The organism is Candidatus Lokiarchaeota archaeon, assembly GCA_014730275.1.
Classification (GTDB): domain Archaea; phylum Asgardarchaeota; class Thorarchaeia; order Thorarchaeales; family Thorarchaeaceae; genus WJIL01.
In genome coordinates, this window is the sequence record WJIL01000061.1 from 23,773 (window position 1) to 47,845 (window position 24,073).

At 44.5% G+C, this 24,073-nt stretch carries 25 protein-coding genes and 1 pseudogene; 13 read left to right on the top strand and 13 right to left on the bottom strand.

What is annotated here, in order from left to right:
* Positions 1-82 precede the first annotated feature (82 nt).
* The gene (locus tag GF309_06365; GenBank protein MBD3158400.1) at positions 83-511 is read left to right on the top strand and encodes a hypothetical protein; all 429 of its coding nucleotides are present in this window, start codon (positions 83-85) and stop codon (positions 509-511) included.
* An 8-nt stretch (positions 512-519) separates the two neighbouring features.
* On the opposite strand, the gene GF309_06370 is transcribed toward GF309_06365, so the two are convergent.
* Both GF309_06370 and GF309_06375 read right to left on the bottom strand, forming a co-directional pair.
* The gene (locus tag GF309_06370; protein ID MBD3158401.1) at positions 520-2,343 is read right to left on the bottom strand and encodes a PAS domain S-box protein; all 1,824 of its coding nucleotides are present in this window, start codon (positions 2,341-2,343) and stop codon (positions 520-522) included.
* A gap of 233 nt (positions 2,344-2,576) precedes the next feature.
* Positions 2,577-3,353 (bottom strand): alpha/beta fold hydrolase, encoded by a 777-nt coding sequence (locus GF309_06375; GenBank protein MBD3158402.1) that lies wholly within the window; start codon positions 3,351-3,353, stop codon positions 2,577-2,579.
* Positions 3,354-3,479: 126 nt separating this feature from the next.
* Here GF309_06375 and GF309_06380 point away from each other — a divergent pair, with 126 nt between their 5' ends.
* From GF309_06380 to GF309_06390, 3 genes are all read left to right on the top strand, one after another.
* On the top strand, positions 3,480-4,655 hold the full coding sequence (locus GF309_06380; GenBank protein ID MBD3158403.1) for a hypothetical protein: 1,176 nt from the start codon (positions 3,480-3,482) through the stop codon (positions 4,653-4,655).
* Between the two features lie 102 nt (positions 4,656-4,757).
* The gene (locus tag GF309_06385; protein ID MBD3158404.1) at positions 4,758-5,669 is read left to right on the top strand and encodes a hypothetical protein; all 912 of its coding nucleotides are present in this window, start codon (positions 4,758-4,760) and stop codon (positions 5,667-5,669) included.
* A 2-nt stretch (positions 5,670-5,671) separates the two neighbouring features.
* Positions 5,672-6,445: a hypothetical protein gene (locus GF309_06390; GenBank protein MBD3158405.1), complete on the top strand. Its 774-nt coding sequence runs from the start codon at positions 5,672-5,674 to the stop codon at positions 6,443-6,445.
* 2 nt (positions 6,446-6,447) lie between these two features.
* On the opposite strand, the gene GF309_06395 is transcribed toward GF309_06390, so the two are convergent.
* Positions 6,448-7,188: a hypothetical protein gene (locus GF309_06395; GenBank protein ID MBD3158406.1), complete on the bottom strand. Its 741-nt coding sequence runs from the start codon at positions 7,186-7,188 to the stop codon at positions 6,448-6,450.
* Between the two features lie 202 nt (positions 7,189-7,390).
* On the opposite strand from GF309_06395, the gene GF309_06400 reads away from it, so the two are divergent.
* From GF309_06400 to GF309_06420, 5 genes are all read left to right on the top strand, one after another.
* Positions 7,391-7,645, top strand: coding sequence for a hypothetical protein (locus GF309_06400; protein ID MBD3158407.1), 255 nt, complete (start codon positions 7,391-7,393; stop codon positions 7,643-7,645).
* The gene (locus tag GF309_06405) at positions 7,621-8,259 is read left to right on the top strand and encodes a GTP-binding protein (GenBank protein ID MBD3158408.1); all 639 of its coding nucleotides are present in this window, start codon (positions 7,621-7,623) and stop codon (positions 8,257-8,259) included. Before GF309_06400 ends, GF309_06405 begins: the two co-directional genes overlap by 25 nt.
* 120 nt (positions 8,260-8,379) lie before the next feature.
* Entirely contained in the window at positions 8,380-11,160 is a 2,781-nt protein-coding gene (locus GF309_06410) for a heavy metal translocating P-type ATPase (protein ID MBD3158409.1), read from the top strand.
* Positions 11,161-11,244: 84 nt separating this feature from the next.
* The gene (locus GF309_06415; GenBank protein MBD3158410.1) at positions 11,245-12,633 is read left to right on the top strand and encodes an MFS transporter; all 1,389 of its coding nucleotides are present in this window, start codon (positions 11,245-11,247) and stop codon (positions 12,631-12,633) included.
* A 110-nt stretch (positions 12,634-12,743) separates the two neighbouring features.
* Positions 12,744-14,330, top strand: a complete 1,587-nt coding sequence (locus GF309_06420; protein ID MBD3158411.1) for a hypothetical protein — start codon at positions 12,744-12,746, stop codon at positions 14,328-14,330.
* A 39-nt stretch (positions 14,331-14,369) separates the two neighbouring features.
* On the opposite strand, the gene GF309_06425 is transcribed toward GF309_06420, so the two are convergent.
* The 4 genes from GF309_06425 to GF309_06440 form a co-directional block, all read right to left on the bottom strand.
* The gene (locus GF309_06425; protein MBD3158412.1) at positions 14,370-15,137 is read right to left on the bottom strand and encodes a glucose 1-dehydrogenase; all 768 of its coding nucleotides are present in this window, start codon (positions 15,135-15,137) and stop codon (positions 14,370-14,372) included.
* 72 nt (positions 15,138-15,209) lie between these two features.
* A complete protein-coding gene (locus GF309_06430) occupies positions 15,210-16,172 on the bottom strand; it encodes a TSUP family transporter (GenBank protein ID MBD3158413.1) in 963 nt (320 codons plus the stop codon).
* A gap of 88 nt (positions 16,173-16,260) precedes the next feature.
* Positions 16,261-16,689 carry a hypothetical protein gene (locus tag GF309_06435; GenBank protein ID MBD3158414.1) on the bottom strand — a complete coding sequence of 143 codons (429 nt, stop codon included), beginning with the start codon at positions 16,687-16,689 and terminating at the stop codon, positions 16,261-16,263.
* 100 nt (positions 16,690-16,789) lie between these two features.
* The gene (locus GF309_06440; GenBank protein ID MBD3158415.1) at positions 16,790-17,236 is read right to left on the bottom strand and encodes a hypothetical protein; all 447 of its coding nucleotides are present in this window, start codon (positions 17,234-17,236) and stop codon (positions 16,790-16,792) included.
* Between the two features lie 109 nt (positions 17,237-17,345).
* On the opposite strand from GF309_06440, the gene GF309_06445 reads away from it, so the two are divergent.
* Positions 17,346-18,008 carry a methyltransferase domain-containing protein gene (locus GF309_06445; GenBank protein MBD3158416.1) on the top strand — a complete coding sequence of 221 codons (663 nt, stop codon included), beginning with the start codon at positions 17,346-17,348 and terminating at the stop codon, positions 18,006-18,008.
* Positions 18,009-18,030: 22 nt separating this feature from the next.
* On the opposite strand, the gene GF309_06450 is transcribed toward GF309_06445, so the two are convergent.
* The 3 genes from GF309_06450 to GF309_06460 form a co-directional block, all read right to left on the bottom strand.
* Entirely contained in the window at positions 18,031-18,549 is a 519-nt protein-coding gene (locus GF309_06450; GenBank protein MBD3158417.1) for a hypothetical protein, read from the bottom strand.
* Positions 18,550-18,610: 61 nt separating this feature from the next.
* Positions 18,611-19,249: a methyltransferase domain-containing protein gene (locus tag GF309_06455; protein MBD3158418.1), complete on the bottom strand. Its 639-nt coding sequence runs from the start codon at positions 19,247-19,249 to the stop codon at positions 18,611-18,613.
* Between the two features lie 204 nt (positions 19,250-19,453).
* Positions 19,454-20,518: an aminopeptidase gene (locus GF309_06460; GenBank protein MBD3158419.1), complete on the bottom strand. Its 1,065-nt coding sequence runs from the start codon at positions 20,516-20,518 to the stop codon at positions 19,454-19,456.
* Between the two features lie 124 nt (positions 20,519-20,642).
* Here GF309_06460 and GF309_06465 point away from each other — a divergent pair, with 124 nt between their 5' ends.
* Both GF309_06465 and GF309_06470 read left to right on the top strand, forming a co-directional pair.
* Positions 20,643-21,179 (top strand): hypothetical protein, encoded by a 537-nt coding sequence (locus GF309_06465; GenBank protein ID MBD3158420.1) that lies wholly within the window; start codon positions 20,643-20,645, stop codon positions 21,177-21,179.
* Positions 21,180-21,338: 159 nt separating this feature from the next.
* Entirely contained in the window at positions 21,339-21,809 is a 471-nt protein-coding gene (locus GF309_06470; GenBank protein ID MBD3158421.1) for a hypothetical protein, read from the top strand.
* Between the two features lie 67 nt (positions 21,810-21,876).
* Here the strand turns inward: GF309_06470 and GF309_06475 are convergent, their stop codons facing one another.
* A complete protein-coding gene (locus tag GF309_06475) occupies positions 21,877-22,524 on the bottom strand; it encodes a phosphoribosyltransferase (protein MBD3158422.1) in 648 nt (215 codons plus the stop codon).
* Between the two features lie 24 nt (positions 22,525-22,548).
* Between GF309_06475 and GF309_06480 the strand changes: the two are divergent.
* Positions 22,549-22,626: pseudogene (locus tag GF309_06480) on the top strand (LPXTG cell wall anchor domain-containing protein).
* A 106-nt stretch (positions 22,627-22,732) separates the two neighbouring features.
* On the opposite strand, the gene GF309_06485 reads toward GF309_06480, so the two are convergent.
* On the bottom strand, positions 22,733-22,981 hold the full coding sequence (locus GF309_06485; GenBank protein MBD3158423.1) for a translation elongation factor-like protein: 249 nt from the start codon (positions 22,979-22,981) through the stop codon (positions 22,733-22,735).
* 66 nt (positions 22,982-23,047) lie between these two features.
* Complete coding sequence (locus GF309_06490; GenBank protein MBD3158424.1) at positions 23,048-24,043, bottom strand: NAD-dependent epimerase/dehydratase family protein; 996 nt, start codon at positions 24,041-24,043, stop codon at positions 23,048-23,050.
* Between the last annotated feature and the right edge of the window lie 30 nt (positions 24,044-24,073).

The window sequence follows — 24,073 nt, forward strand, 5'->3', positions numbered from 1 at the left end:
TTCTACAGTTCAGCCTGCATCTCCGTTACCTTTATCCAACTGTACTCATTACCAAATTAAAAACATAGGGAGAGAACAGCCAATGAATGAAATAGTAATTCCAAAGTATTCAGACATAGAAATAGGACAGACCGCAGAAGTGAAGCATACCATAACTGATGATGATATTCAGACGTTTGGCGAACTGAGTGGCGACAAAAACCCCTTGCATTTCAATCAGGAGTGGGCAGAAACAACGATGTTCAAGGGCCGTATTGCCCATGGGCTCCTAACAGCAGCTTTTGTTAGTACTGCGATAGGGATGAAACTGCCAGGACCAGGCACAATCTACCTTAGCCAGCATATGAATTTCAGAAAGCCAGTGCACATCGGTGATACACTAACAACAACTGTAGAGGTAACGGAGAAGAACGATGAGAAAGAGCATATCACCTTAACAACAACAGTACTCAATCAAAAGGGCAAAACAGTCTTGGACGGGTATGCAATTGTGACCTTGATGCGTGAATAAACGCCCATTCACGAGCTATTCAAAGACTTCGGGAATCTGATTTCAAACATTGCACCATTAGTAACGGAATCCCCAAGCTCAAAACTTCCTCCATAGGCTTCGACCACCCTCTTGGAGAGATACAAGCCCATGCCCCCAGTCGCAGAACCTTTCCTTTGAAACAGAGTCGGACGTATGGATTCAGGAATGCCAGGCCCATCATCAACGAGTGTAACCACGACATCGCTTTTCTCCTCGCTTATCTTGATTTCAACGGATGTATCAGAACCGGCATGTTGAGCAGCATTTCTGAGGATATTGTCGAATACAAGACCAACCAACTCACCCATATTCAGGTTGATTTGATTCTTATTTTCTTCCAGATTCAGTGAAATCTGTAAATCTGGATGAGCTTCTTCAGATTGCTCAATAGAGGTCTGAATAACATCAATAAGACCTTCACTCTTACCCGTCTTGGCCTCAGTGAAAAGCTGAAGAAGTTTGCCCATTCGCTCACTAGCGGCACGAACCTGTGCACACTGAGTTTTGATCTCCTGCGGGTCATCTAGCATCTCAACATATTCAAGGCGATTGATGAGTATCTGCATGTCATTGGCCAAGTCATGCCTGAGAAGAGAGGTGTATATTTCAAGTTCTCTTTTGGACTTCTTCAATTCCTCTTGGGCTTTCTTTTGTTCAGTGATATTGATTGCAATCTCCAGACGTACCTGTCTACCATCCGACCAGCGGATTATTCTATCTGTAATGAGTAAATCAATATCCAAAACAGGATTGTGATACTGCCAAGTATAGGGCTCGCCAGGATTATTCAAGATGATTTCATTCGTGCAGAAGTCGCAAGGCTCATCAAAGTCCTGAAAAACTTCATAGCAGGTTCCACCAACCAAACCAGAACCGAATTGTTCTCGCATGTATTCATTCACAAATAGCACTTCATTGGACTCAGGATCTACCACGTAGACAAACTCGTCTATACTATCGAATATTTCTAGTAGTTGTTCCCTTTCAGTCTGCAATGCCTTCTGTGCTCTTTTCCTCTCAGTAATATCCATATGGGTTCCTGTTGCCCGAATTGGGTCACCATTTCTATTCCGTTCAACAACCATGCCCCGATCTTCTATCCAGACCCAATCTCCGTTTTTCGTTCTCATTTGATGCTCTGACACATAAGAATCGCTTTTACCCTTCAAATGGTCGTTCAGAATTTGCATGACCTCGGGTAAATCATCTGGATGAACTCGCTTCTTCCAAGCATCAAGGCTTGGTTCAATTTCCGAAAGCTCATATCCAAGCATAGTTGCCCATCTTTCATTGAAAACTACGTCACCCGTTTGGACATTCCAGTCCCAGGTTCCGAGGCCAGAACCTTCGATGACGAGGCTCAAACGGTCCTTGCTTTCTTCCAGCTCCTTCTCAGCCTTCTTTCGCTTAGAGATATCACGTGCCACGCTAATGATGACTGGTTCGCCGTCATATTCGACTACTGTACTGGAAAGCTCTATCGGGATTCTTTGTCCATCTTTCGTTACGTGTGCGGTCTCAAAAACTAGATGACCATCCTCCACGATTTTCTTCATGCGCGGTTCAATCATATCAGCAAAATCAGGCGAATCGATATCTTGTGGTCCCATATTGAGGAGTTCTTCTCTACTGTATCCAAGTTGATTTACTGCTTGTGAATTTACTTCGAGGAAGTTTCCTTCAAAATCATGAACAAAAACCGCGTCATGTAGTGAGTTAAGCAGTGTATAGTAACGGTTGTAGAATCTTTGATCGAGCTTGTTTTCGGTGGTGTCGCCAGCCCGATGATTGGCGTCTGCATCGTTTAACATCGTTCATCATTATCCTAGTGAGTTTTGCGGTCCTTTTCACTGGGCATATCAAGAACCGTTAGGGTTCTACTAAGGTCACTTGCAATTCGAATTTTCTTGGATTTTCTATAAAAACTATTGTAAGTGTATACATATGTTAGTTATTGTTACATATGATGTGCTTATGCCTTCAAATGAGTCTTATTGACACAAATTCATCCATTTAGAGCATCTCTGCCATCAATTCTGCGTTTCTAGTTTTCTTGTAAAAACGACGTAACATGATTGTTGAATTCTTCGGAATGATCTAAGATTACAAGATGTCCAGCGTCTGGTATTGTAGTTAATCTTGAATTCGGTAACCATTCATGCAGCATCTCAGAAGCCCATACAGGTGTGGTAATATCCTCTTCACCTACAATCAGGAGTGTAGGAATCTCCAAATCGCGAAGATGTTCACATATGTTGAATTTAGCGGATGCAGCTGTTGCGAGAAGGGCATCCTTCTTCGACATGTGGTCTGACATCTGCTTAGCTACCCATGTTGCAGTTTCTTCATCATAAGGGGATAAACCTCGCTTGCTGATGCCCATTGCGAAAGCATCAACAGGATTATTCTTTACACGTCCCAAAACATCGGTGGTAGCTTCATCACTGACATAACAATAGGAGCTGCTAATCACCATCTTACTAACCGATTTCTTGTGTTCAAGAGCGTACACAAGGGCTACCATTCCACCTAGTGAATGACCTACGAAACTAAGCTCTTCATTCCATCCGAGATGATCAAGTAGGATTTCCATATCTGTAACATAGTCCCGGATAGTGAATCGTTCACCAGGCTTTATTGACCGACCATGGCCATGTAGATCAAAACGCAGTACGTGATACTCTGGTTCAAAGACAGGTAGCTGATACTTCCAGCAATCTGAATTCAAGAAAAGGCCATGAATCAAAATCAGTTTCTCACCATTCTCGTCTCCGCTTACCGTGTATGCAATTTTAGTGCCTTCTTTTTCCAGAATCTCCATTGTCTTCTACCAGTTATACCGAACGGACACTTCCGCCATAAATATCAGTCGGTCAAACTGCAGACCATCCGATGCCTTTTAGTAGGGCCGTTAGTCTAAACGTGGTACTTGCTTGGGGTGAGATGATTGACATCACCAGAGGATAAGAAATTGAAAGAAAGAGTGCTAATTCCTGAAAGCCAAGAAGCTCCAGTTGCAATGATTCCGAGATGGAAGCAGCCCGTATCGGGCATCGTTTCGCTGATCTTGGTCTTCGCAATTACATTCTTGGTATGGTTTATCCCAGGAGTAGCGACGTTGTCGTCAATACTTGCTGGTTTTGGAATTATGGGTGTTCTATTCGCCATTTGGGGAGAGAACTGGCCCATATCCAAATTACGAGAACCGTGGAAAATAGGACTTGTAGCAACAATAGTGAACATCGTAATAGCATTCGTTTTCTTTTTTGTTGCTAATTGGTTCGCCATGGTCTATAGTCCATGGATTGGCGTCACAGACCCTGCAGCCTATATCGGTGTAGGATGGGCGATATTTGGATCGCTATCCGCCTCCATGTTCTCGTTCGCTGTATTATGGCTTGCCGGAAGTATGTATTGGCCATGGTTCGACAAGAAGCAACCAGCTCGGGGAATCAGGCTGTTTATTGTAGGATGGATCATCACGATTATCGTATGGCTCATACTGTTCTTCCCATACGGCAATCCTGATGCAGTTCCAACTGACGTCCAAAGCTGGGTACTGCCGCAATATGGCATCAGCATGGGATGGACCCAGTGGACGATTTTCTTCTCGCTACTTACGCTCATGGCCTTCGAATACTGGCCATGGGACAAGGCCGGGAAACAACCAAAAATCGGTGTAGCAGCTCTCATTGGGTGCAGCATCCTAGGTCTAATCATGGTTGTAGCTGCAGGCTTCATTGTTGGATTCATCTTTGTGCCTGTCTTTGCCTTGCTTGGCTACACGGTGCCAGGTACTGAGCAGCTATTAGTAGGCATAGGCCTGATGAATGTAGGATATGCCGATTGGCTAATCGTTGCGGTAGTGGTTGTCTCGCTATTCTTTGACAACTGGCCGAAGAAATACAGTCAGGGAAAGAATCTTGCTATCCGATTCATAACCATTCTGGTTATTGGCACAGTACTCTTTGCAACATTCTACCTGTATTCACCATTCTTGGGTGCAGCCTATGTGGGTTCACCGTTTTATGATAATCCCACTAGCTTTTTGCTGATGCTCATATGGGTACAACTAATCTTCGCATATCTATGGAAGAAGTGGCCAGTAGCTGAGGCACTGTAAATCAGTATAATATGGGGAGAGGTAGTCTCTCCCCTAGTTTCCTTTTTCTACCGTTACGGTAATAAGTTAGCTACAGTATTTTATGCAGTGAGGCCTAACCTTGTGACCGAAACGAAACCCGGGCAGTTACCTGTCATTCAAATGACTGTGGATATCCCAAAACCCCTCGAAGAAACATGGAATCTTTTCTTGAATGAACTTGTTATGCTGCAATGGCTAGGAAATGAGATTACGGCAAACCTGAAAGAAGGTGGAAAAATCCAATTCCTTGGGGACAACGCACCGCATTCTCCGGAGGTCGCTAGTCATTGGGAGATAAGAAAGATACGAGAGAAGAGGGCACTTTTACTTGAATGGGAGATTCTGGGAGTTGAGACGCTAGTAGTTTTCAAATTCAGTCCTATTGAAACCGGAACAGTAATCGAGTTGAATCATGGACCGGTTCCCAGTGCAGCACGGCCACTGAATATGCCGGAACACTGGACAATGATGCTTGCCAATTTCAAATCCTTTGTAGTGCTTGGGGAGCCAGCTCATCGATTTGATTACTCCGACTATCACCCCCTACGACCTACGCGATACGATCCAAAAGAAGTCCGGCAGAGCGTGCTCATCAGAGCACCACCCGAATTACCATTCGACGTCTGGACTAATCCCGAGAAGCTGAAACGTTTCATCCAAGCAGAGGATCCCGTCGTTGATAGACGTTATGCGGGACTCTATACATGGTGGGCAGAGGGCAAGGGGCCGGTTGTCTTCAGGAAGCTTGAAGAAAACGAGGAAATCGAGTTCAGCTGGGTATACGGTGATGAGCCAGAAACCATCGTAAATGTTCGGTTCGAACAGGTAGAAGACGATACATTGGTTACTCTACATCACCACGGATTCCGAAAACCAGAGGATGTAATTGGCTACCGTGTAGGATGGGCATCTGTACTATGTGAACTAAAGCTTGTTTGTGAGCTCGGAGACTCAGGAATTACACGCATAAGAGGATGGGGAGAAGGGCCTTAGTAGTGACCAAGCTGACCCAGAAACACACATTAATCAATCACGACAGCAAAGGCGATGTTGAAAACATGATAGCCTTCACTCTTGCACCACCTACAATCTATGATTTCTTCCTCGCGGTTTTCTCCTTGGCAGCAATTTACGCCGCGTTGTACATTGCGGTTCTCCTGAATAACAAAGGTAAACCTGCCTGGGTAGGCCGAAAAGTGATTCATATTTCAGCTGGAACGATTATTGCTCTCATACTTGTTTCCTTTTCCAGCCTTTACGCACCTGCAATTACCTTGGTCTTCTTTCTCGGAAGCATACTTCTAGCCGCATTTTTCGATTTGGAAATCGTAGAAAGAATGGTTCGTGCAGCCTCAAGAGAAGAGGGTAGTCCATGGGGAACTATGGCAGCAGCGGTGGGGGCAGTGATATCATATGGAATTGTATTCTTTGTAACTACCGAGAAACCTTGGATCTTCGTGGCCGCTGTACTGGCTGTATCGTGGGGCGATGGTGCTGGAGAGCTCATTGGGCGTCCTTTTGGAAGTAGGAAGTATTCAGTAGCAGAGACAACCCGGTCACTGGAGGGCAGTCTTGCGGTCTTTGTTTTTACACTAGCTGCTTTAGCCATCTCTGCTTTTCTATTTCGAAATGGTCAAATCAATCTTCTTCTATTCCCAATCATAGTCACGTCTGCAGTAGTTACTTTGCTCGAAGCAGTATCGCCATACTGGACAGATAACATATTCATTCCCCTTTCTGTTGCTGGACTTCTTCTCCTGTTATCATAGCATTAGAAGAGAGTCATACTCGGGAAAATGAAGGCCCACATAAGGAGAGCTGTACCCAAAGGTAGGAGAAGATTATCCAACCATCTTCTGCTCACAAACTCAAGCATAGAAATACAAAATCCTATGAAAAGGATACGAAAGGCAACATCAAAGATGGATATGGTTGCATACAGTAGTAGTGAGGCTATGCAGGCAAATACTGAAAAGAAAAACACAGCAGCCATTCCTTCGATTGATTTATCTCCAAATGGTCTAGGAATCAGAGCCCCACCAAAGGGCCTACCAATAATCTCGCCGGCTGCATCTCCCCAAGAAACTGTAAGAATAGCAGATACCAAAATACTGGGCTGATTCAAGAACAAGAGGAATACAACACCAAACGATGTTAGACCGAAAATGCCTGAAGCAAATGTACCGAGTGTATCCTCACCATCTCGGCTCCCAGCAAGAAGGAGATCCCAGATGAGATTGCTGTTATGAGCCCATGCGTACATCAAAAAGGCACAGAAAATACCGGTTGCGAGGAGGGGACCGGTCAAATTCGAGTAGCTCATAATGCTGAGTCCGATAATAGTCCCCATTGAAACGTGGACAAGTTTTCTCGCCTTCCAGCTTTCTGTACCGTTTTCATGCTGTCGGTAGGCTATAGCAAGGATAGTTGCCCCAGCTACTCCAGTAAAAACTGCAAGGATAACATCCATACAGGTCAATTCACCGAAGAACAGCTGAACCATAGTCCTCAAGACGAAATTCCCACAAGCTCCCTTTTGTATATTATTGAGATTTGCTCGTTCTTCTGCCAAGAATCAACAGTTGAAGGTTGCTAATCAACACATTTCTCCAATCGATGATTTCTCACAGTTGGTCATTCTTAGTGAAGCGTAATTGTTATTAGTAACGGTATTTTAACTATAGTTAATGACCACCATAAATAGAGGCTACATAATGACGCCAAGACAGCAAAGAGATGTTACCCGGAAAGAAGGAAAGCCAAATGAGATTGGCATTGGTTCGATCTGTAATTGGCCATCAAACGTTCTTCAAAGATATCAATTGACTGACAAAGATGCTAGGCCTTATATTGCTTTCTTTACAATTAGAAATGCCTGTAATGACTACGTTGCAGGTCCCACACTTGTAGATGACCATGAAATCCTTAAGAGTAACGTTGACCAATACAAAGTGTGCGTGGGAGGTTGAAGGCATTGAGAGATCAAGATGACGGAAGCAAAATAGTAAAGTCAGTTCTAATTGGAGATGCAGCAGTTGGCAAAACCAGTATCCGAAAACAATACTTAGGAGAAGGCTTCCAAAAAGACCACTTACCAACCATTGGCGTGGATCTCGCCACTAAGAAAGTCTTGTTTAATGATGAGCTTGTGAAATTTGTGATTTGGGACCTAGCCGGACAACACAACTTCAAGTCGGTCAGAGGGCACTATTACCATGGCTCAAACGGAATTATCTTAGTCTACGATGTAGTCAATCGTGAATCGTTCTTCAATGCATCCAAGTGGCTGGTTGAAGCCTATAAGAACATGGGTCCACTCCCACCGACAATTATTGTGGGCAATAAAATTGACCTCAGACGGAAACCAGAATATACTGATATGGTAACTACTGAAGAAGGGGAGGCCTTCAGACAGAAGTTCGTTGAGAAGCTCGATGTGCCAGCTGTTTTCAAGGAAACATCTGCTCTTACTGGCGAGAATATCGATGATACATTCAAAGAGCTTCTATCCATGATGGAAGAAGACAGAAAACAAGAAGCCACAGAAATCTATCAAAGCAAGAGTGCCCCTCGAATCAAGTAGGTGTTTGTGTAGCTAGCGAAGTTGCCAAATCATAACGATTATTAGGGAAATTGTTAACTATTGTTAATGAGTATTGGCTCGCAGCAGTTATTCATACGCTTATTCTAAAGAGGGACAAAGATGAGCAAGGACAAAGAGAAACAAAAGAAGCTATCACTAAACGTAGAAGGTATGCATTGTGCTTCGTGTGTCGCAACCATCGAAAAATCTCTCAAAAACGAAGACGGAGTAATCGATGCTAGTGTAAGCCTTCTTGATGAAAAGGCACTTGTTCAGTATGACGCTGAAAAGGTAGACCGATTCAAACTTGAGAAAGCAGTCGAGAATACGGGATACAAGGTCAAGAGAGCCGGAATAACCTACTCCATCAACCCAAATCCGGGAGAAGATGAGTGGGAAGAAATCGGATCTCATATGAAAGAAATGGATGGCATAATCACCGTCAATACATATCCAGAGACCGGACGTGTTCTCCTAGAATTCGACGAAGAGTTGCTTAAACCGCGGCGAGCCAAAAACCGTCTTACCGACATGGGATATGAGGTTCAAGAGAGTGGAGGATATGCAGCAGACCGTGAAGCATCTGCAAGAACGGAAGAAATAAGGAATTACTCTCGCCTTTTTGCGTTTTCACTAGTATTGACGATACCAGTTGTTCTCATCATGTTCAATGTCATCACACCATTCCTTCCCTCGTGGATGCCTCCAGAAATTTTGATGTTTGTGCTTACAACACCTGTTCAGTTCATTGCTGGATATCCATTCTACCAAGCAAGCTTCCGTGGACTGATTCATGGGAAGACAAACATGGATACACTGATTATGCTCGGAACGAGTGCCGCGTACTTCTATTCCGTCGCGGCCACGTTCATTTTCCCGTCATTTGCATCGTTCTATGATACGTCAGGTATGCTCATCACATTCATTCTTTTAGGTAGAACACTAGAAGCAATAGCCAAGGGAAGAACATCAAAGGCTATCCGTAGTCTCATGAGCTTGCAGGCCAAAGTTGCTAGAGTAATCCGCGATGGCAAAGAAAAGACGATACCTGTAGAAGATGTACGCCGCGATGATCTTGTGCTGATTAGACCTGGAGACAAAATTCCAGTAGATGGAGAGGTGATAGAGGGGCAATCCACTGTTGACGAGTCAATGATTACAGGTGAATCAATACCTGTTGAGAAGACACCAGGTGACTCAGTTGTAGGAGCTACAATCAACAAAAATGGCGTCCTAAAAGTAAGAGCAACAGAAGTAGGAGAAGATACGGTTCTATCTCAAATAGTGAAACTCGTGGAGCAAGCTCAAACCGAGAAACCTCCGATACAAAGGAAGGCTGACTCGATAGCGGAGGTCTTTGTTCCAGTAGTTCTAGTCATTGCGGCCATAACTTTTGGTGGTTGGCTCCTAATTGGTGCGGTTTCATGGACTCGTGCGCTAAGCTTCACTATTGCTGTATTGGTGGCGGCTTGCCCGTGCGCGCTGGGACTTGCTACTCCCACAGCGATAATGGTAGGTTTAGGTAAGGGAGCAAAGAATGGTATTCTTATCAAGGACGGATCAGCCCTGGAAGCGATTCCAACTATTGATACAGTTGTATTCGATAAGACAGGAACCCTTACTACCGGAAGACCAGAAGTCACAGATTTCGTTACTGTAGAAGACACAGATGAAGACAGTCTACTTGCGAGCATAGCATCAATTGAGAGAAATAGTGAACATCCTCTGGCACAGGCCATAGTCGATTACGTAGAACAGCAATCACTTCCTGTTGATGACGTTGACAGCTTCAAAGCACTATCCGGAATGGGTGTAGAAGCGCGAATAGGCAACAATGAGTACTTGATTGGGAATCAGAGACTCATGGAAGAGAGATCTATCAGTATTCGTGAGCTCATACCCCACAGCGATGTCCTTGAGGAACAAGGAAAAACAACGGTTTACTGCGCACAGGACGGAATAGCCAAGGGAGTGTTTGGAATTGCAGATACACTGAAGCCGAGCTCAGAGGAGACTGTAAAGACTCTGAGTAAGAAAGGTATAGATGTCTGGATGATTACTGGCGACAGAGAACGAACTGGAAAAGCTATTGCCAAGAAAGTAGGCATTAGTAATGTGATGGCTGAAGTGATGCCTTCGGAAAAGGCACAGAAGGTCAAGGAACTACAGTCAAGAGGGAGGATTGTTGCCATGACTGGCGATGGAATCAATGATGCCCCTGCCTTGGCACAGGCCGATGTTGGAATCGCACTTGGATCAGGAACGGATGTATCTGTAGAAACGGGTGAAATAGTGCTCGTACGGGATAATCTTCTAGATGTCGTAAACGCCATCGAATTAGGCAGTCGTACGATGACGAAAATAAAACAGGGCTTCTTCTGGGCCCTCATCTATAACATGGCACTCTTACCGATTGCTGCAGGGTTATTATTCCCTGTTTTTGGGCTCGCACTCAGACCAGAATTTGCAGGACTTGCAATGGCGCTATCAAGTGTTAGCGTTGTATCGAATGCTCTCCTTTTGAATAGATTTGAACCAAGTCGCGATACTGAAGCAGAGGTAAAGACTACTGATGAACGCCACGCGGTTGCGATAGATCCTGTGTGTGGAATGGAAGTTGATCCAGAGTCCTCTGAGCTCTATACAGAATACGAAGGCAATACATTCTACTTCTGTGCTCCGGGTTGTAAGAAGAAGTTTGAAGACAATCCGAAAGAGTTCCTAGATTCTGATGATGAGAAACAAGAGTCGGTTGCAATCGATCCAGTATGTAAGATGGAAGTGAATCCTCAGGAAACAGACCTTTTCACAGACTATAATGGCGAGAGATTCTACTTCTGCAATCCACACTGCAAAACAAGGTTTGAAGAACAGCCAGAAGAGTTTCTAGAAAATAAGTAGGTTCACCGTTCAGTTCTCAATCTAGAAAAGAAACTGACTCGGTAGAAATTAATATCGTGGTTCCATTTCATTCCACAAGCGTTAATGCTTGAGGAAACGGAGTTGCTGACAAGACTTCAGAAAATTTACTACGGAATGGCCAGATTCGGTCCCAGTACCATGTTGGATATGTTGGACATGGCCACCTCGCTTTTTTACTTCTCTATTCAAAGACTCCCAGCCATATACACAGGTATCTCCATGGCGATGAGCTACATCGCGATAATGATTTCCGAATTGGTTTTTGGTAATCTTTCTGACCGAACACACACAAGATGGGGTCGTAGAAAGCCCTTTGTTATGATAGGGGCACCAGGTATGGCCATATCGTTCACCTTGGTGTTCACACCGCATCTCTTCCTAGCTCAGGGAGATTTGATAGCACTCTTTCTCTATGCCCTCGTTACGCAGAGCCTCTTCAAGGCCTTTTATGGTATGACTATGACGCCCTTCCAAGCGTGGATGCCCGAACTCACAGAATCCGAAGAGAGACCAGCTGTCTCCCAGTGGCAGAATATTGCAAACTTCATGGGTTTTGTTGTTGGAACGTTCGGTACAACACTTCTTGCTATCGAATCCCATCAATGGGGCTTGCCACCAGTTCTTGTCTATATGATACTCGCGTTCATTGTCATTCAAATAGGTGGTTTCATTTTGCCCCTTGTTGGATTGAAAAAAGAAGGAAAGCACATCGACCAACCGGACCTCCTAAAAGATATAGGCCGGGCTCTTCATGACAGAGATTTCGTAGGTTGGATCCTAGCACAAGGTTTCTTGTCCATTGGTTTTGCTATGGTGATTAAATCCGCATTTCCTTTCATTAACGACTATCTCCTTTTTGGTACCCTTGAATTCGTTATATTCGGTGCTGAGCTCTTGCTCGTTGTCTTCATTTTCTTCATGATCTGGCGTTGGATGATCAAGAATCACGGAAAGGGGATAACACTACGAATAGCCATGATTGTTACAGCACTAAGCTTGTTCCTGACTTTGTTTGTCCAAACACCTTTGCAGGGTTTCCTGATGATTGCCATTGTTGGTTCAGGCCTCGCAGGCTATTATCTGATGCCATACATCGTGTATGCAGACTTCGCTAACAAGGATGAGATTCTAACAGGTGAATCGAGGGCAGGATTCTATACAAGCTTTCCATCTATCCCGCTCAACACATTCCAAGCAATTTCTGTGTTCTTATGGGGTTTCGTGTTTAGCCTACCTGAAGTTGCTCAGGTTCCACGAGCTCCGTCCGAAACAGTGACTTTGGGATATCTGTATTGGGGGCCTATCGCGGCTGTCTTCATTCTTCTGGCAGTAATTATTCTATTCCAAATCAACATAGATCCCGATTTTGAGGCGTTAGAAAAAGAACACTATGGCAGTATACCCGGCGAGGATGAGCAGGAAGATTATGCAGATGAATCCGGTAAGTGGTAACCATAATCCTACGAACAGTGGAACTTCGCCAGTGACTCCTCTTCAATATGACCGTGTAAACTTAAATCACTTTCAATTTCTCAGGATATCGGAAACGGAGAAGTGAGGAGATGAACGAAGGTGAAGGGCCCTATGGTGTGATTGCATCAATTCGGAGGAAGGCAGTAGAGTCTATCAAACAACGGGCTTTGTTGCTTCTTCTTATTTCAGCAATAGTGATCACTCTTCCGGCCATACTTCATCAGCTCCTAGTCATGGCATCATGGGAAGTCTACGGCTTCTCTTTCGACGATTCATGGATCCACGTTCAATATGCTCGAACCATATTCGAGGGTCATCCGTGGGAATACTCCGAAGGAATTCCAAGCACGGGTAGTTCTGCACCATTATGGTCAATCATCCTCTCCCCAATCTTCCTTTTTGGAACTTCAAGAGCAGCAGTCGTTACATCGGTACTCACTATCTCGGCAATTCTATTTGTAGGTAACACAGTCCTCGCAGGTTTTCTCGCAGAATCACAAACTAACGATTGGAGAGCAGCTATCTTTGTACAAGTGGTATTTGTTCTAGTTCCTAGAAATGTGGGGCTTATGCTCTCCGGTATGGAAACTCCATTAGCTATGATGATTCTGTTGTTAATTCTTATTCTACTGCCAAAACGTGATTGGCGATTCGATCCTTTGTTAGGAATACTCGCCGGGCTAGCTTATCTCTGCAGACCCGAATTTGTGCTTGTAGCAGTCCTTTGTTTTCCAATCAGAGCACTACACGTATTCTACAAAGAAGGGTTTAGTATACATAGATTCATTTCTTTATCGTCCATGTTCATCATAGCTCTTCTCACTGTGGCTCCGTGGGTGCTTCATTGTTTGAATGTAACAGGATTGCCACTCCCTGATTCATACTATTCAAAAATGCGCTGGAGTGTAAGCAGTGACGCCGTGAATCTTTGGAATTTCTTCTGGCTAAGAGTATGGCTTCCATCCGAACCATTCTTGATACTTGGATTCATTGGGGCCATTATACTGGCTTTCAAGCGACGACCGTACGAAGGTGTTCTCATCGCGGGAATGGTAATTCTTTATCGCCTTACAATGCCAGGTATGGCACTCCTATTCGATGCAAGGTATCTTGTTCCTTTGTTCAGTCTATTGGCTCTTTCATTTGCAGGAGGTACTTCCATACTTTTCAGCGAAATTATCTTGAAGGTGATACCCGAGGAAAACATGAAACCAAATGAAGAGGGAATCATTGCGATATTGCTTTTATCTGTCTTATTCATCCCGTCCGTTATTTCCTATAATCATCACGTACAGATACATGCTAATCAGGCAAGCAACATACAAGAGATGCAGGTTACACTTTCCTTGTGGATTCGAGAAAATATTCCTGGCAATTCGACAATCGCCACGTACGACGTTGGAGCCATAGGCTATTTTGCTCGTGGAAGAGTCATCGACCTCTACGGTCTGGTAACTCCGGAAATACTACATAATCGTACTAGCATAGAGCAACGAGTTACCTATCTAAGGGAAATCAATTGTACCTACATTATGTTCTACGTACAGTGGTTCGCTGGCCTGAGATTCGGAATATCCAGACAGAATGGAACAATTACTGAATTGACACGAGCACATCTCGATGATAATGTCGTTTGCGGGACTGATGATATGGCCGTCTACAGAATCACATGGTGAATGTGAAATTTTTCCTACCACTATGTCTGCGCTAGTCTCTCAGAAAGCAAGCCAACCACCATCTACGGCAAGCACATGGCCAGTAATGTATCGGGCATCATCGCTTGCCAAGAAGCAAATTGCTCCACGAATCCATTCCTTTTCGGCGAGCATGGGCAGTGCAGTGCGGGGTTCAATCATGTTCTTTCGGATTTCATCGTTGGTCATTGCATCGATGCTCTGATCCGTTGGGAAGAAGCCGGGCGCTATGGCATTGACTCGAATGTTGTATTCTCCAAGTTCAACAGCAAGAGCTTTCGTCAGGCTAACCACCCCGCCTTTAGCTGCATAATACCCGACAACGGGAAACTGGGTTGCACCATACGCGAAAGTAGAAGCCATATTCACTATCACGCCAGATCTCTTTGGAATCATAACCTTTGCAGCTTCACGACTTCCAAGAAATGCGGAAGTAAGGTTCAGGTCGATAGCATAATGCCAATCTTCCAAGGTCTGTTCAATCAGCGGTTTGGATACATAGTTGCCTACATTGTTGACCATCAAGTCAAGCTTGCCAAATTCGTCGACAGCAGTATTGACCACACGCATGATATGGCTTTCCTTTAGAACATCAGTCTGTACCGCCAGAGCCGCCACATCAAAATCGCTCTCGATTTTTTCGGCATTCGCTTCAAGTTCTTCAATACTCCGTGAAGCTAGCACGACGTTGGCACCTGATTCAGCAAGAGCATACGAGAATTGCTCACCGAGCCCGGAAGACGCCCCAGTCACGATAGCTGTTTTTCCATCCAGATCATAGTCTGCCATCGTATACACACATCCAGTATCATATGCTCTACTGATATATGTGGTATTAATGCTTAAGGCGGAGGGTTCCAGCTACTCAGCCGGCACCTCGCATTCCTCATCGTCCTCTTTGATGAATTCTTCGCCAGCCTTTCTAATCTGATAGAACCGGAAAAGACCAATTGGTACAACAATGAATAGCCAGATAATGATGTCACCAATTGTAGCAATCATTATACTCTGACCTGTAGGATCAAGCCAGATTTGCCCTAGCTTCATCATTTTCACGAGGGGAAATACAAGTACCAAGCCAAAAACACGTTTTAGGCCAACTGCATCGACATCACATGCGATTCGTGGGCCTATCTGGGCACCGACAATCATTCCTATACCCAAAGCGATAGCAAAGAACGGATTGATGTGGCCGCCTACATAATTTCGAACTGTTCCCGCGCTGGCAGTGAATATCATTGTGAACATGGACGTAGCAACTGCTCCATGAATGGGCATTCCCATAAGAATCGTCAAAACTGGTACAACAACTGCACCGCCGCCAATACCAAGCAAACCTGCAGCCGCACCACCAACAAAACCGCCAAGCAAAGATATGGCAAGCCGTGTGTGGCTTATATCGGAAAAATCGAATAACGCCATATCCTCAGCAGAGGTGCCACGACGCTTTGCAAATAGCATTTTGAGAGCAACGGGGAAGAGAGAAATTCCAAAAATCAATCTGAGGATGTAATCATTGGGAATGATTTCTCGTAGGGCAACACCAACCAAGGAGCCCGGGATTGTAGTTATGGCTAGAAATAGCCCCGCCTTTGGCACAATCGGGGATGGATTCTGTCTCGCATACGAAATCGTGCTTGCAACTGCAACAAACAAAGCTGCAACCAGAGCTGTTGCTGGCGCAGCCTGTTCGTCCAGCAAGAACACGATGATGAGCAAGGGTGTGTTGATAATTCCGCCACCGATTCCGACCATAGAAGCGATAGTTCCAACGGCTATGGCAAATATTGCTATTGGGAGAATGTCGAGCAGTAGTTGTTGCATTGAAGCCTTCCGTCCAGTAAGTTTCGAGCAAATACGCAGCTACTTAAAACGTACTATGTCCCCAATTTCGTCCGAACAGGCTGATGCACTACTGCGGAGTCTTTCTTGTGCCGAGATAGTAACATCCGCTCAGCATAATCGCGATGCCTATAAACAGCACAATTAGCATGAAGTTACTTGTCTCCATGTCCGCCGACAGAAGATATCCCGCCAGAGATATAGCCACAACAATGAATCCTATAGCAGCAGCAATTCTACCGGGACGCGGATCGAATTTCATAAACGGAGGAACATCTTCGTCAGTAGATTTCACCTTATGCTCTATCTTTACATCGCGCTTGAAGAACCTCTGACCATCATCTGTGATGTATCCTTTAAGCTCTCCTTTGTCAACTAGGTCTCTGAGCATTTCCCTCACCGCCTCATCATCCAAATTGAGTCGGTCAGAAATAACTTGGATAGAACTCAAATGCTCCTTCTTCACTGCTTCCAGTAGTTTTTCCCTCTGAGAGGACATAGTTTTTTCAACTACCCTACTAGTTCTCCTCTATTATGAGCTGAAAAACTTATTGCTCAAATTGGAGGCTAGAATCTACGACTACCTGTTACACTACGTTTCATTGGTGATTAGAAAACGCCTTAACTATTTCATTGGCCCACTCCTTGGCTAGACTTTCTTGCTCATCAAAATTCCTTCTCCAAATCATATAGCCTTCAAAGAATTCTTGAGTTAGGGGTTCATCTGAAATCAATTGCAGAATCTGGTTCATATGACATTCTGGTTCTTTTGTCTCTTTGCAAACGATAAACGTGGCAAATGGTTTATCGGAGAGAATTGATTTGTTGTTAGTCACGAATTCTAGTATATCAGCCTGAACTTTGCCGCCATACACTGCAGAACCTATCACAAGCCCATCAAAGGTCTCAGGATCCAATTCGCCTGGTCTATTTGCTTCAGCGTTAACACCTTCTTTTTCAAAAGCATTGAGTAACCATTCCACCACTGATACCGTGGCTTTCTCACGTTTCGTTGAGTAGATTATTCCAATTTTCACTGAATTCAATCTCCCGTTTCGTAATTATGCAGTCTATTAAGAACTAGTCTTTTCGTTCAATAAGGGTTTCTACAGACAACACATCCCTTATCAAGCGACATGCCCGGTAATCACTGTGATGACTATGAATGACGAGGACATTTCGGTTGCAGCTCCCGAGGAATGGATGGGTGGCTGGAACAGGCATTATCGCGATTTGCTTGAGAAAGATACAGAAGAGCTCCTCGACTTCGTACCAGCACACCCAATAACGCGGCTTCGACACGCCCTTAAAATCGAAGATATCAATCCAAAGGAAATAGACGCTCTGGATCTCGCATGTGGAGATGGTAAGGCAGCATGCGCCATAGCGAAATGGGGAATAAATGTGACTGCAATGGATGCACTCGATTCTGCACTCAGGTTAGCAAAGAAGCGTGCAAAAGTCGCAGATGTGCTTGAGCGTATCAGATTCTTGAAAGGAGACATAGACTCGTGGCCTATTCCTTCGGATACATACGATGTTATTGTTGCGGTCCAAATTCTTCAGTACCTTTTCGAACGAGCAATTCCACGGCTTGAAGAAATCAAACAAGCTGTAAAACCTGGGCGGTTTCTGGTGTATTCAGGCAATATCGAACCCCACTTCGAAACGGACCCAGAAATCCGATTCATCAAAGAGAGGGAGCTTAAAGACTCATTAGAAGATTGGAAAATTCACAGTTTCGGAAAAGAAGTGGTCCTCGTGAGGGAGGAGGACCGGAGGGGCTACATTTGGATTGTAGCCCAGAAGCCCTTCTAGATACTCGTCCAGATAAGACCAATCAATCATTATCTTGGAAGAACATCATATCTACAACGATCGCCGCAGTTACACCATGAAGCCAGTCCATATATCTGCCAACAGTAACTCGGAATTCGTCGCGTAGGCTGATTACTTTCTTGTCCAATTTCAATGCAAAGTGTCCAGAGCTGCTATAGCCTTCAAACCCCCAGCCTAGAATGCCACCTTCGGCCTTGATGACTTCGTCGCGATAAAGAATCTTGAATTTCTTGCCAAAGGAAAACCATGGGCGTTCAATGGCACCCACAACCTCACCAGACGGTTCGACGAGTTCAAATTTCTTCTTGAACAAACCGCTCTTTGCGGTCAATAGTCTATTCTCATTTGGGTCTTCTATATGAATGGTGGATCTCAGAAAACTCAGCCATGTTTGTCTCCCAATGGCCACTTTCTTGTCAGAGGCTTCCTCGTAGATTTCGTAGACAGGTCTAAGCGATATAATCTTCTGCTTAACCCTGAATTGCCTTTCTTCTCCGGGTATTTGTTCGTTAGTCTCCAATGTGACTACTTCCTTATCTTCACATCTAGCTCGAGCCCTAATAAACGAAATTTGCACAGAGTCAGGAGGTCTTCTTCATTGCGAAAGTAATGCCGCCTCCAATTGGTAATATCGTGCTTTCCAGACCGGTAGAATCCGCCACCTTCTTGTTGAAAGTGTGTATTGATTCCATAGTATCATCCCAATCCTCCCGATTCCGACGAAGCGGGATAAGGGCGTCATTTGCAAGAAAGAGGCCTCCCGGTTTCAGTACTCGGAGGCATTCATCTAGCAAAGGCGGATACAGTGCTTTGTCCGCATCCTGAAAAACTGCATCAAAAGATTCTCCTTCGAAATCAGCAATCAAGTTCTCTGCATCACCAATCTTGACTTCGATATAATCTTCCAAATCCAATCTTTCGAAGTTCTTACGAGCGAAACTAGCTATATCCTGGTCGATTTCGATACTTGTAACATGGCCTCCATGTGCCTTCACAGTATTTGCAATCGACGATGTCGAAAATCCAATGCTCATGCCAATTTCAAGAACATGTTTGGCTTTCACCAGCTGAAGAAGGACCCTGAAGAAATCAGCAACTTCATTTTCGATAACAGGCATGAAATCCGCAGTTAGTGTCCGTTCAAGATATTCTTGGTGCCTCGGTCTAGGGGTGTCAGCATATATCTGGGAGATGTAATCTGCAGCTTTTGAATAATCCATTATGCCTCATCCTAATGTATTCCGTTGTCTTTTCCCTAGAAAACCATTTTCCTTACGAAGATAATCGGTCCGGTGATTCATCTAAACCATGCAGTAACTAGGCAAAAGCAATCAGCACTAGAATTCGTCTTCATAACGATAGTATCTCGAAAGACAACGAAGCAGGTTTAGATCCTCGTTGCCTCATGAGGGTCTCTATGCGGATTATTCTTCGTAGAAGTATTTGCCTTTCTCGTAGATGACTTCATCTCCAGCAAGAACCTTTCCTTCTTTCATGTCCTTAATCATGTCCACATGAACAGCACTGTCATTGGTTCCATTGCAATCCTTGTAGGCTCGACCTAACGCGCAGTGGATGGTGTTACCAATCTTCTCATCAAAGAGCATGTTCAAGGTATATTCCTTGATACCGCGGTTTGTTCCAATTGCCATCTCTCCAAGATAACGAGAGCCCTCGTCAGTATTGATTATAGACTCGAGAACTTCTTCATTCTTCTCCGCCGAGTAGTCCACAACCTCTCCATTCTCAAAGGTGAGTCGTACCCCTTCGATAACTTTCCCCTGCTGCATGAAGGGTATATCAAAGTAGATGTGTCCTTCAACAGTATCTTCTACGGGAGCTGTGAAGACTTCACCGCTGGGCATGTTATGCTTACCGTCAGAAGCAACCCAGATTCGTCCTTCTGTTGAAGCATGAAGATCAGTTTCTGGACCGATGAATCGGATATCATTATGGCTTTCAAGGTGCTCTTTCATGAGATACATGTTCTCACTTGCCTTTTCCCAGTCGATGAGCGTTGCAGAATACACAAAATCCTGGTATTCATTCAGAGACATATTGGCCTGCTGAGCCAGTGTTCTACAGGGATGGACGGTACCGCACCACCGCTTATCCATGATGATATCACTCAATTCCTTCCGCGTTTTGCGTGAAATCATCTGCCGTTTTGGATCCACATTCGCCATAGCTTTCGTATTTACTGGCGAACTGACGCCGATAAATACATCAGCTGCTTCAACTGCTGCCTTCTGATGTTCGGGGAATATCTTCAACGTTTCATCTGATGCGCCATCAAAAAAGGCTCTAGAAGCTTCTTCACTGGACATAAGAACCATCGGAACTGCACCAGCTTTTGCTATTTCGCGGTTCAACGCAACGACAAGGTCATGCGCATCCGGATGTGCACGAATAATGACCATATCGCCTTCTTGAACTTCTGTGGACCATTCGACCAGAATCTTTGCATGTTCTACTATCCTTGAGTCCATTGAGAGTCACGTCTATTTTACTCGAGAAAGACGAAGGTCATATAGCTTGCGAAAGCTGCGAAAATATTTTAGAACAAAAGGTCTTAGAAAGGACAGAGCAGCACATCGACGGAGTTTCATTCTTTTGGCGCGCAAAAACACAGGGAACTGGTACATCAGTTGTGTTACATCGCTGATATTTCTTGGTGGAATCTATCTTGTCATCGTAGCGTTCACTGGCACGACAGACATATACACAAATCTCCCGTGGGCGTTTTATGCCTTCTTCCAGGTGGCCGTTATTGCAGCAGGTATCAGTTTTATCTGTAAGAGCTGGGGAATTCATAAAAAACGGGAGACGAAGTACGTCGAATTTGATACTAGCTTTCTTCGGCGTGTTATTGTAGACGAGCATACGGGCGAGGAATGCGTCGTTTTTGGTTCTCCTGAGAGCACGTTCAGAAAGGCTTGCAGGAGAGACTGGCCATTTGAAAACATCGATGAAGACGCAAATTGGATAATCGAAGACGCAAGAGGCAATGATATCACTCGAAAACGTTTGTCTGATTATGACGGCATCGCACGGATTGTCCCAAAATACGGTGTAGAAAGGGTGAGCGATTATCACAGCGAGGAGAGATCATATTCCTCAATAGAAGACAGTGTAGAATACTATGATTAGGGATCATTTTCAGTCTCATGGCGAACATTGCCAAGAGTTACAATTATTCTGCACATCTGGCAGAGATTCTTCAATTACCTGGGCAAACCTATCATTCTTGGTGAAAACCATAAAAGCACAAAATGAAATAGTGACATGAATGTAGGAGGTTCAGACTAAGTGAACTACGAATCAATCAAGAACCTTGTGAAGCTTTTTGCAGTGGCTTTCGTTGTTACTGGAGCCTTCATCTTAATCTATCCACTCCTGGGAGCATACTTCCTATTTGGTGGACTGTTGAGCCCCCCGTTCAATTATATTTTGATGGCGCTCGTTACTGGGATTGGAGCAGTCATACTGCTTTCCTATGCCAATAGTCGAATAGGGGCTACAGATGAACGCTCCGGTGGATTCACCGAAGTGGACACCTCACGATTACACAGAGTGATTGTTGATAGCAAGACTGGAAAAGAAAAAATAATCACAGGCCACAAAGATGCAACTTTCCGCTCTGCGGCCAAAAAGAACTGGCCTTTCAAAGGCGTTGACCAAGACTCAGATTGGATGATTGTGGACGACCGCGGAAATGACATCACAGACAAGAAATTGAGTGATTATGACGATATATCACGAATACAACTGAAAACATAGACCAGAAAAAACCAGAGCAGAACTCGATCAATAGCACGTCTATGATGCATCAACGTACTGTATGCTATCAGTTATCGTCTTTTGTCCTTTCAAGCAAGTCTCTCACTTCTTGATCTGTTGTTTGTGAGAAATCCTTGTACCAAGTTCCAACACCGAAGAAAGGTTTGGGACCAAGGAGGCTGATTGCTTCGTCTACCATTGATTCGATTTCTCTAAGGGTGTCAGGAGGGGCTGTTCCTACTGCAACGATCAAGCTCTTCACGCCAGCTCCTTTCAATCCTTTGATGGCAACCTGCATAGTCGCTCCCGTAGCCATACCATCATCAACCAGAATGATGGTCTTCTCCTTCAAATCGTCTTCTAGAAGGCTGCTGCCATATTTCTCTTGCCTCTTTGCAAGCTCTTTCTGCTCTTTCTCAAACACCCTTTCGATAGCTTCTTCGGTGAGATTCGCCCGTCGCACCATATCATGGTTGATTATTTTTATTCCTCCTGACGCGATAGCACCGAATGCAACCTCAGGGTTATATGGCAGCCCAAGCTTTCGAACAATCAAGACATCAAGTGATACTTCCAGCTTCTGGCCGATTTCGAAAGCCACAGGAACCCCACCGCGAGGAAGACCTAGAACCATCAAATCCTTCATGCTTTTGTATTCCAGAAGTTTGTCCGCTAGCAGCCTACCAGCCTCACGACGATTCTCAAATCGATTCAATTCTTCCCATCTCTCTGATTCAGTTTTCTTCTTGGCACTGATTTACTCTTAGGTCTAGCAATTTTATTAGCTCAGAAGAAAAAGAAAACCCAATTAGCTTGAATATTCTATTGAATATGATGTGACAGACTTCAATCTCAGTTGGGACTGGAAGAGCGGAAATCGTAGCGGCAGATGAAGATTTGACGCCGAGAGAGGATTTCTACTATTAGACTAGAAAAACCTCGTCATGTTCTCGAACGCGGTTCTTTACCTTTATGGCAATTTCTTGGCCAGGTTTTCCGGTTTCAATCGGATCTCGATCAACTTCCATCGAGTCGATTTTCTGTTCGAAATCGGTGGTATGGCCTTTGATTCTAATGGTATCACCTACGTTCAGTTCATCTTCAAGCTCGATTGCTGCAACATCTATGTTTGTGAAGTAATGGGTCACTTCGCCAATCTTTCTCTCCATAATTATCATCCACAGTTCATAGATAGTTCTTTCCTAGAAAAAGTCTTTGTGTCGCACAAAAACCGATTTCTATCTGGGTTTTACGAAACCACGCCACTCAACCATATCCCAAACTGTTGATTCCAAATCCCATTTCGGACTGAATCCAATCTTTTCGCGGATCTTGGTATCATCGATAAGATACTCAGATCCAAACATTTTCGCTCTGAAGGAAGTCAAGAGAGGTGCATTATCTCGACCAAACGCCCGATATAGCGAGCCAAGAAAGCCGCCAACAGCCTTAGCAAGCCCATATGGGATTTCTCTGAATGATGGTTCCACACCAAGTTCTTCAGCGATTGCTGTCATGAGTTCTTTGAACTCGCAATTGAAACTTGTTACATTAAACGCCTCATTTTTCGCTGATTTGAAATTCTCTGCTGCCTTCACAAGCGCACGGGCAACATCATTCGCATGAACGAAGCTTTGTTCGTTGCTCCCATCTCCAAATACGACCATATTCCCGTTTTCAATCCGCTCAATGAACTGGGGCCCAGTGAACATGTCGCCTTCGCCTAGAACAACAGGCGGTCGAATCATCGAGGCTCCAATGCCATAGTCCGCAATGTATTCATGAATCAGCTCTTCCGAGGCCAGTTTCGACTCCTGATATGCATTGGCCGGATTCTTCTCATAGTCCTCAGTAATAGACTCAGAGATTTCAGGAAAGCCATAAACTGCTGTCGATGAGGTATGCATCAATTGGGGAATCTCTTTACGTCGAATCACTTCGAGTATGTTCTCCGTACCTCCGACATTGACTGGGAAGTAATGCTCCTTTCCTCCCCAATCAGCCATGACTGCTGCGTTATGGAAAAGCCATTGTGTGTCATTCGGAACACCTTCGAGAAGGCTTTCTAGATTCGTCACATCACCTACAACCGTTTGATAATCAAGCCCTTCTAGAAGCTCCAGACTCGAGTCCTCACGAATTAAGACGGTGATGTCATGTTGTTCTTCGAATAACTGCTTCACGATATGATGCCCGATGAATCCAGTACCACCGGTTACAAAGCAATCAGCCATTGGAATTCACCCAAACAACGAAGCACAACG

Coding starts and splice junctions, on each gene's coding strand:
- GF309_06415 (MBD3158410.1), top strand. CDS start 11,245: ATGCTTGAGGAAACGGAGTTGCTGACAAGACTTCAGAAAATTTACTAC.
- GF309_06400 (MBD3158407.1), top strand. CDS start 7,391: ATGACGCCAAGACAGCAAAGAGATGTTACCCGGAAAGAAGGAAAGCCA.
- GF309_06425 (MBD3158412.1), bottom strand. CDS start 15,137: ATGGCAGACTATGATCTGGATGGAAAAACAGCTATCGTGACTGGGGCG.
- GF309_06410 (MBD3158409.1), top strand. CDS start 8,380: ATGAGCAAGGACAAAGAGAAACAAAAGAAGCTATCACTAAACGTAGAA.
- GF309_06445 (MBD3158416.1), top strand. CDS start 17,346: ATGACTATGAATGACGAGGACATTTCGGTTGCAGCTCCCGAGGAATGG.
- GF309_06420 (MBD3158411.1), top strand. CDS start 12,744: ATGAACGAAGGTGAAGGGCCCTATGGTGTGATTGCATCAATTCGGAGG.
- GF309_06375 (MBD3158402.1), bottom strand. CDS start 3,353: ATGGAGATTCTGGAAAAAGAAGGCACTAAAATTGCATACACGGTAAGC.
- GF309_06455 (MBD3158418.1), bottom strand. CDS start 19,249: ATGGATTATTCAAAAGCTGCAGATTACATCTCCCAGATATATGCTGAC.
- GF309_06365 (MBD3158400.1), top strand. CDS start 83: ATGAATGAAATAGTAATTCCAAAGTATTCAGACATAGAAATAGGACAG.
- GF309_06430 (MBD3158413.1), bottom strand. CDS start 16,172: ATGCAACAACTACTGCTCGACATTCTCCCAATAGCAATATTTGCCATA.
- GF309_06435 (MBD3158414.1), bottom strand. CDS start 16,689: ATGTCCTCTCAGAGGGAAAAACTACTGGAAGCAGTGAAGAAGGAGCAT.
- GF309_06460 (MBD3158419.1), bottom strand. CDS start 20,518: ATGGACTCAAGGATAGTAGAACATGCAAAGATTCTGGTCGAATGGTCC.
- GF309_06490 (MBD3158424.1), bottom strand. CDS start 24,043: ATGGCTGATTGCTTTGTAACCGGTGGTACTGGATTCATCGGGCATCAT.
- GF309_06370 (MBD3158401.1), bottom strand. CDS start 2,343: ATGTTAAACGATGCAGACGCCAATCATCGGGCTGGCGACACCACCGAA.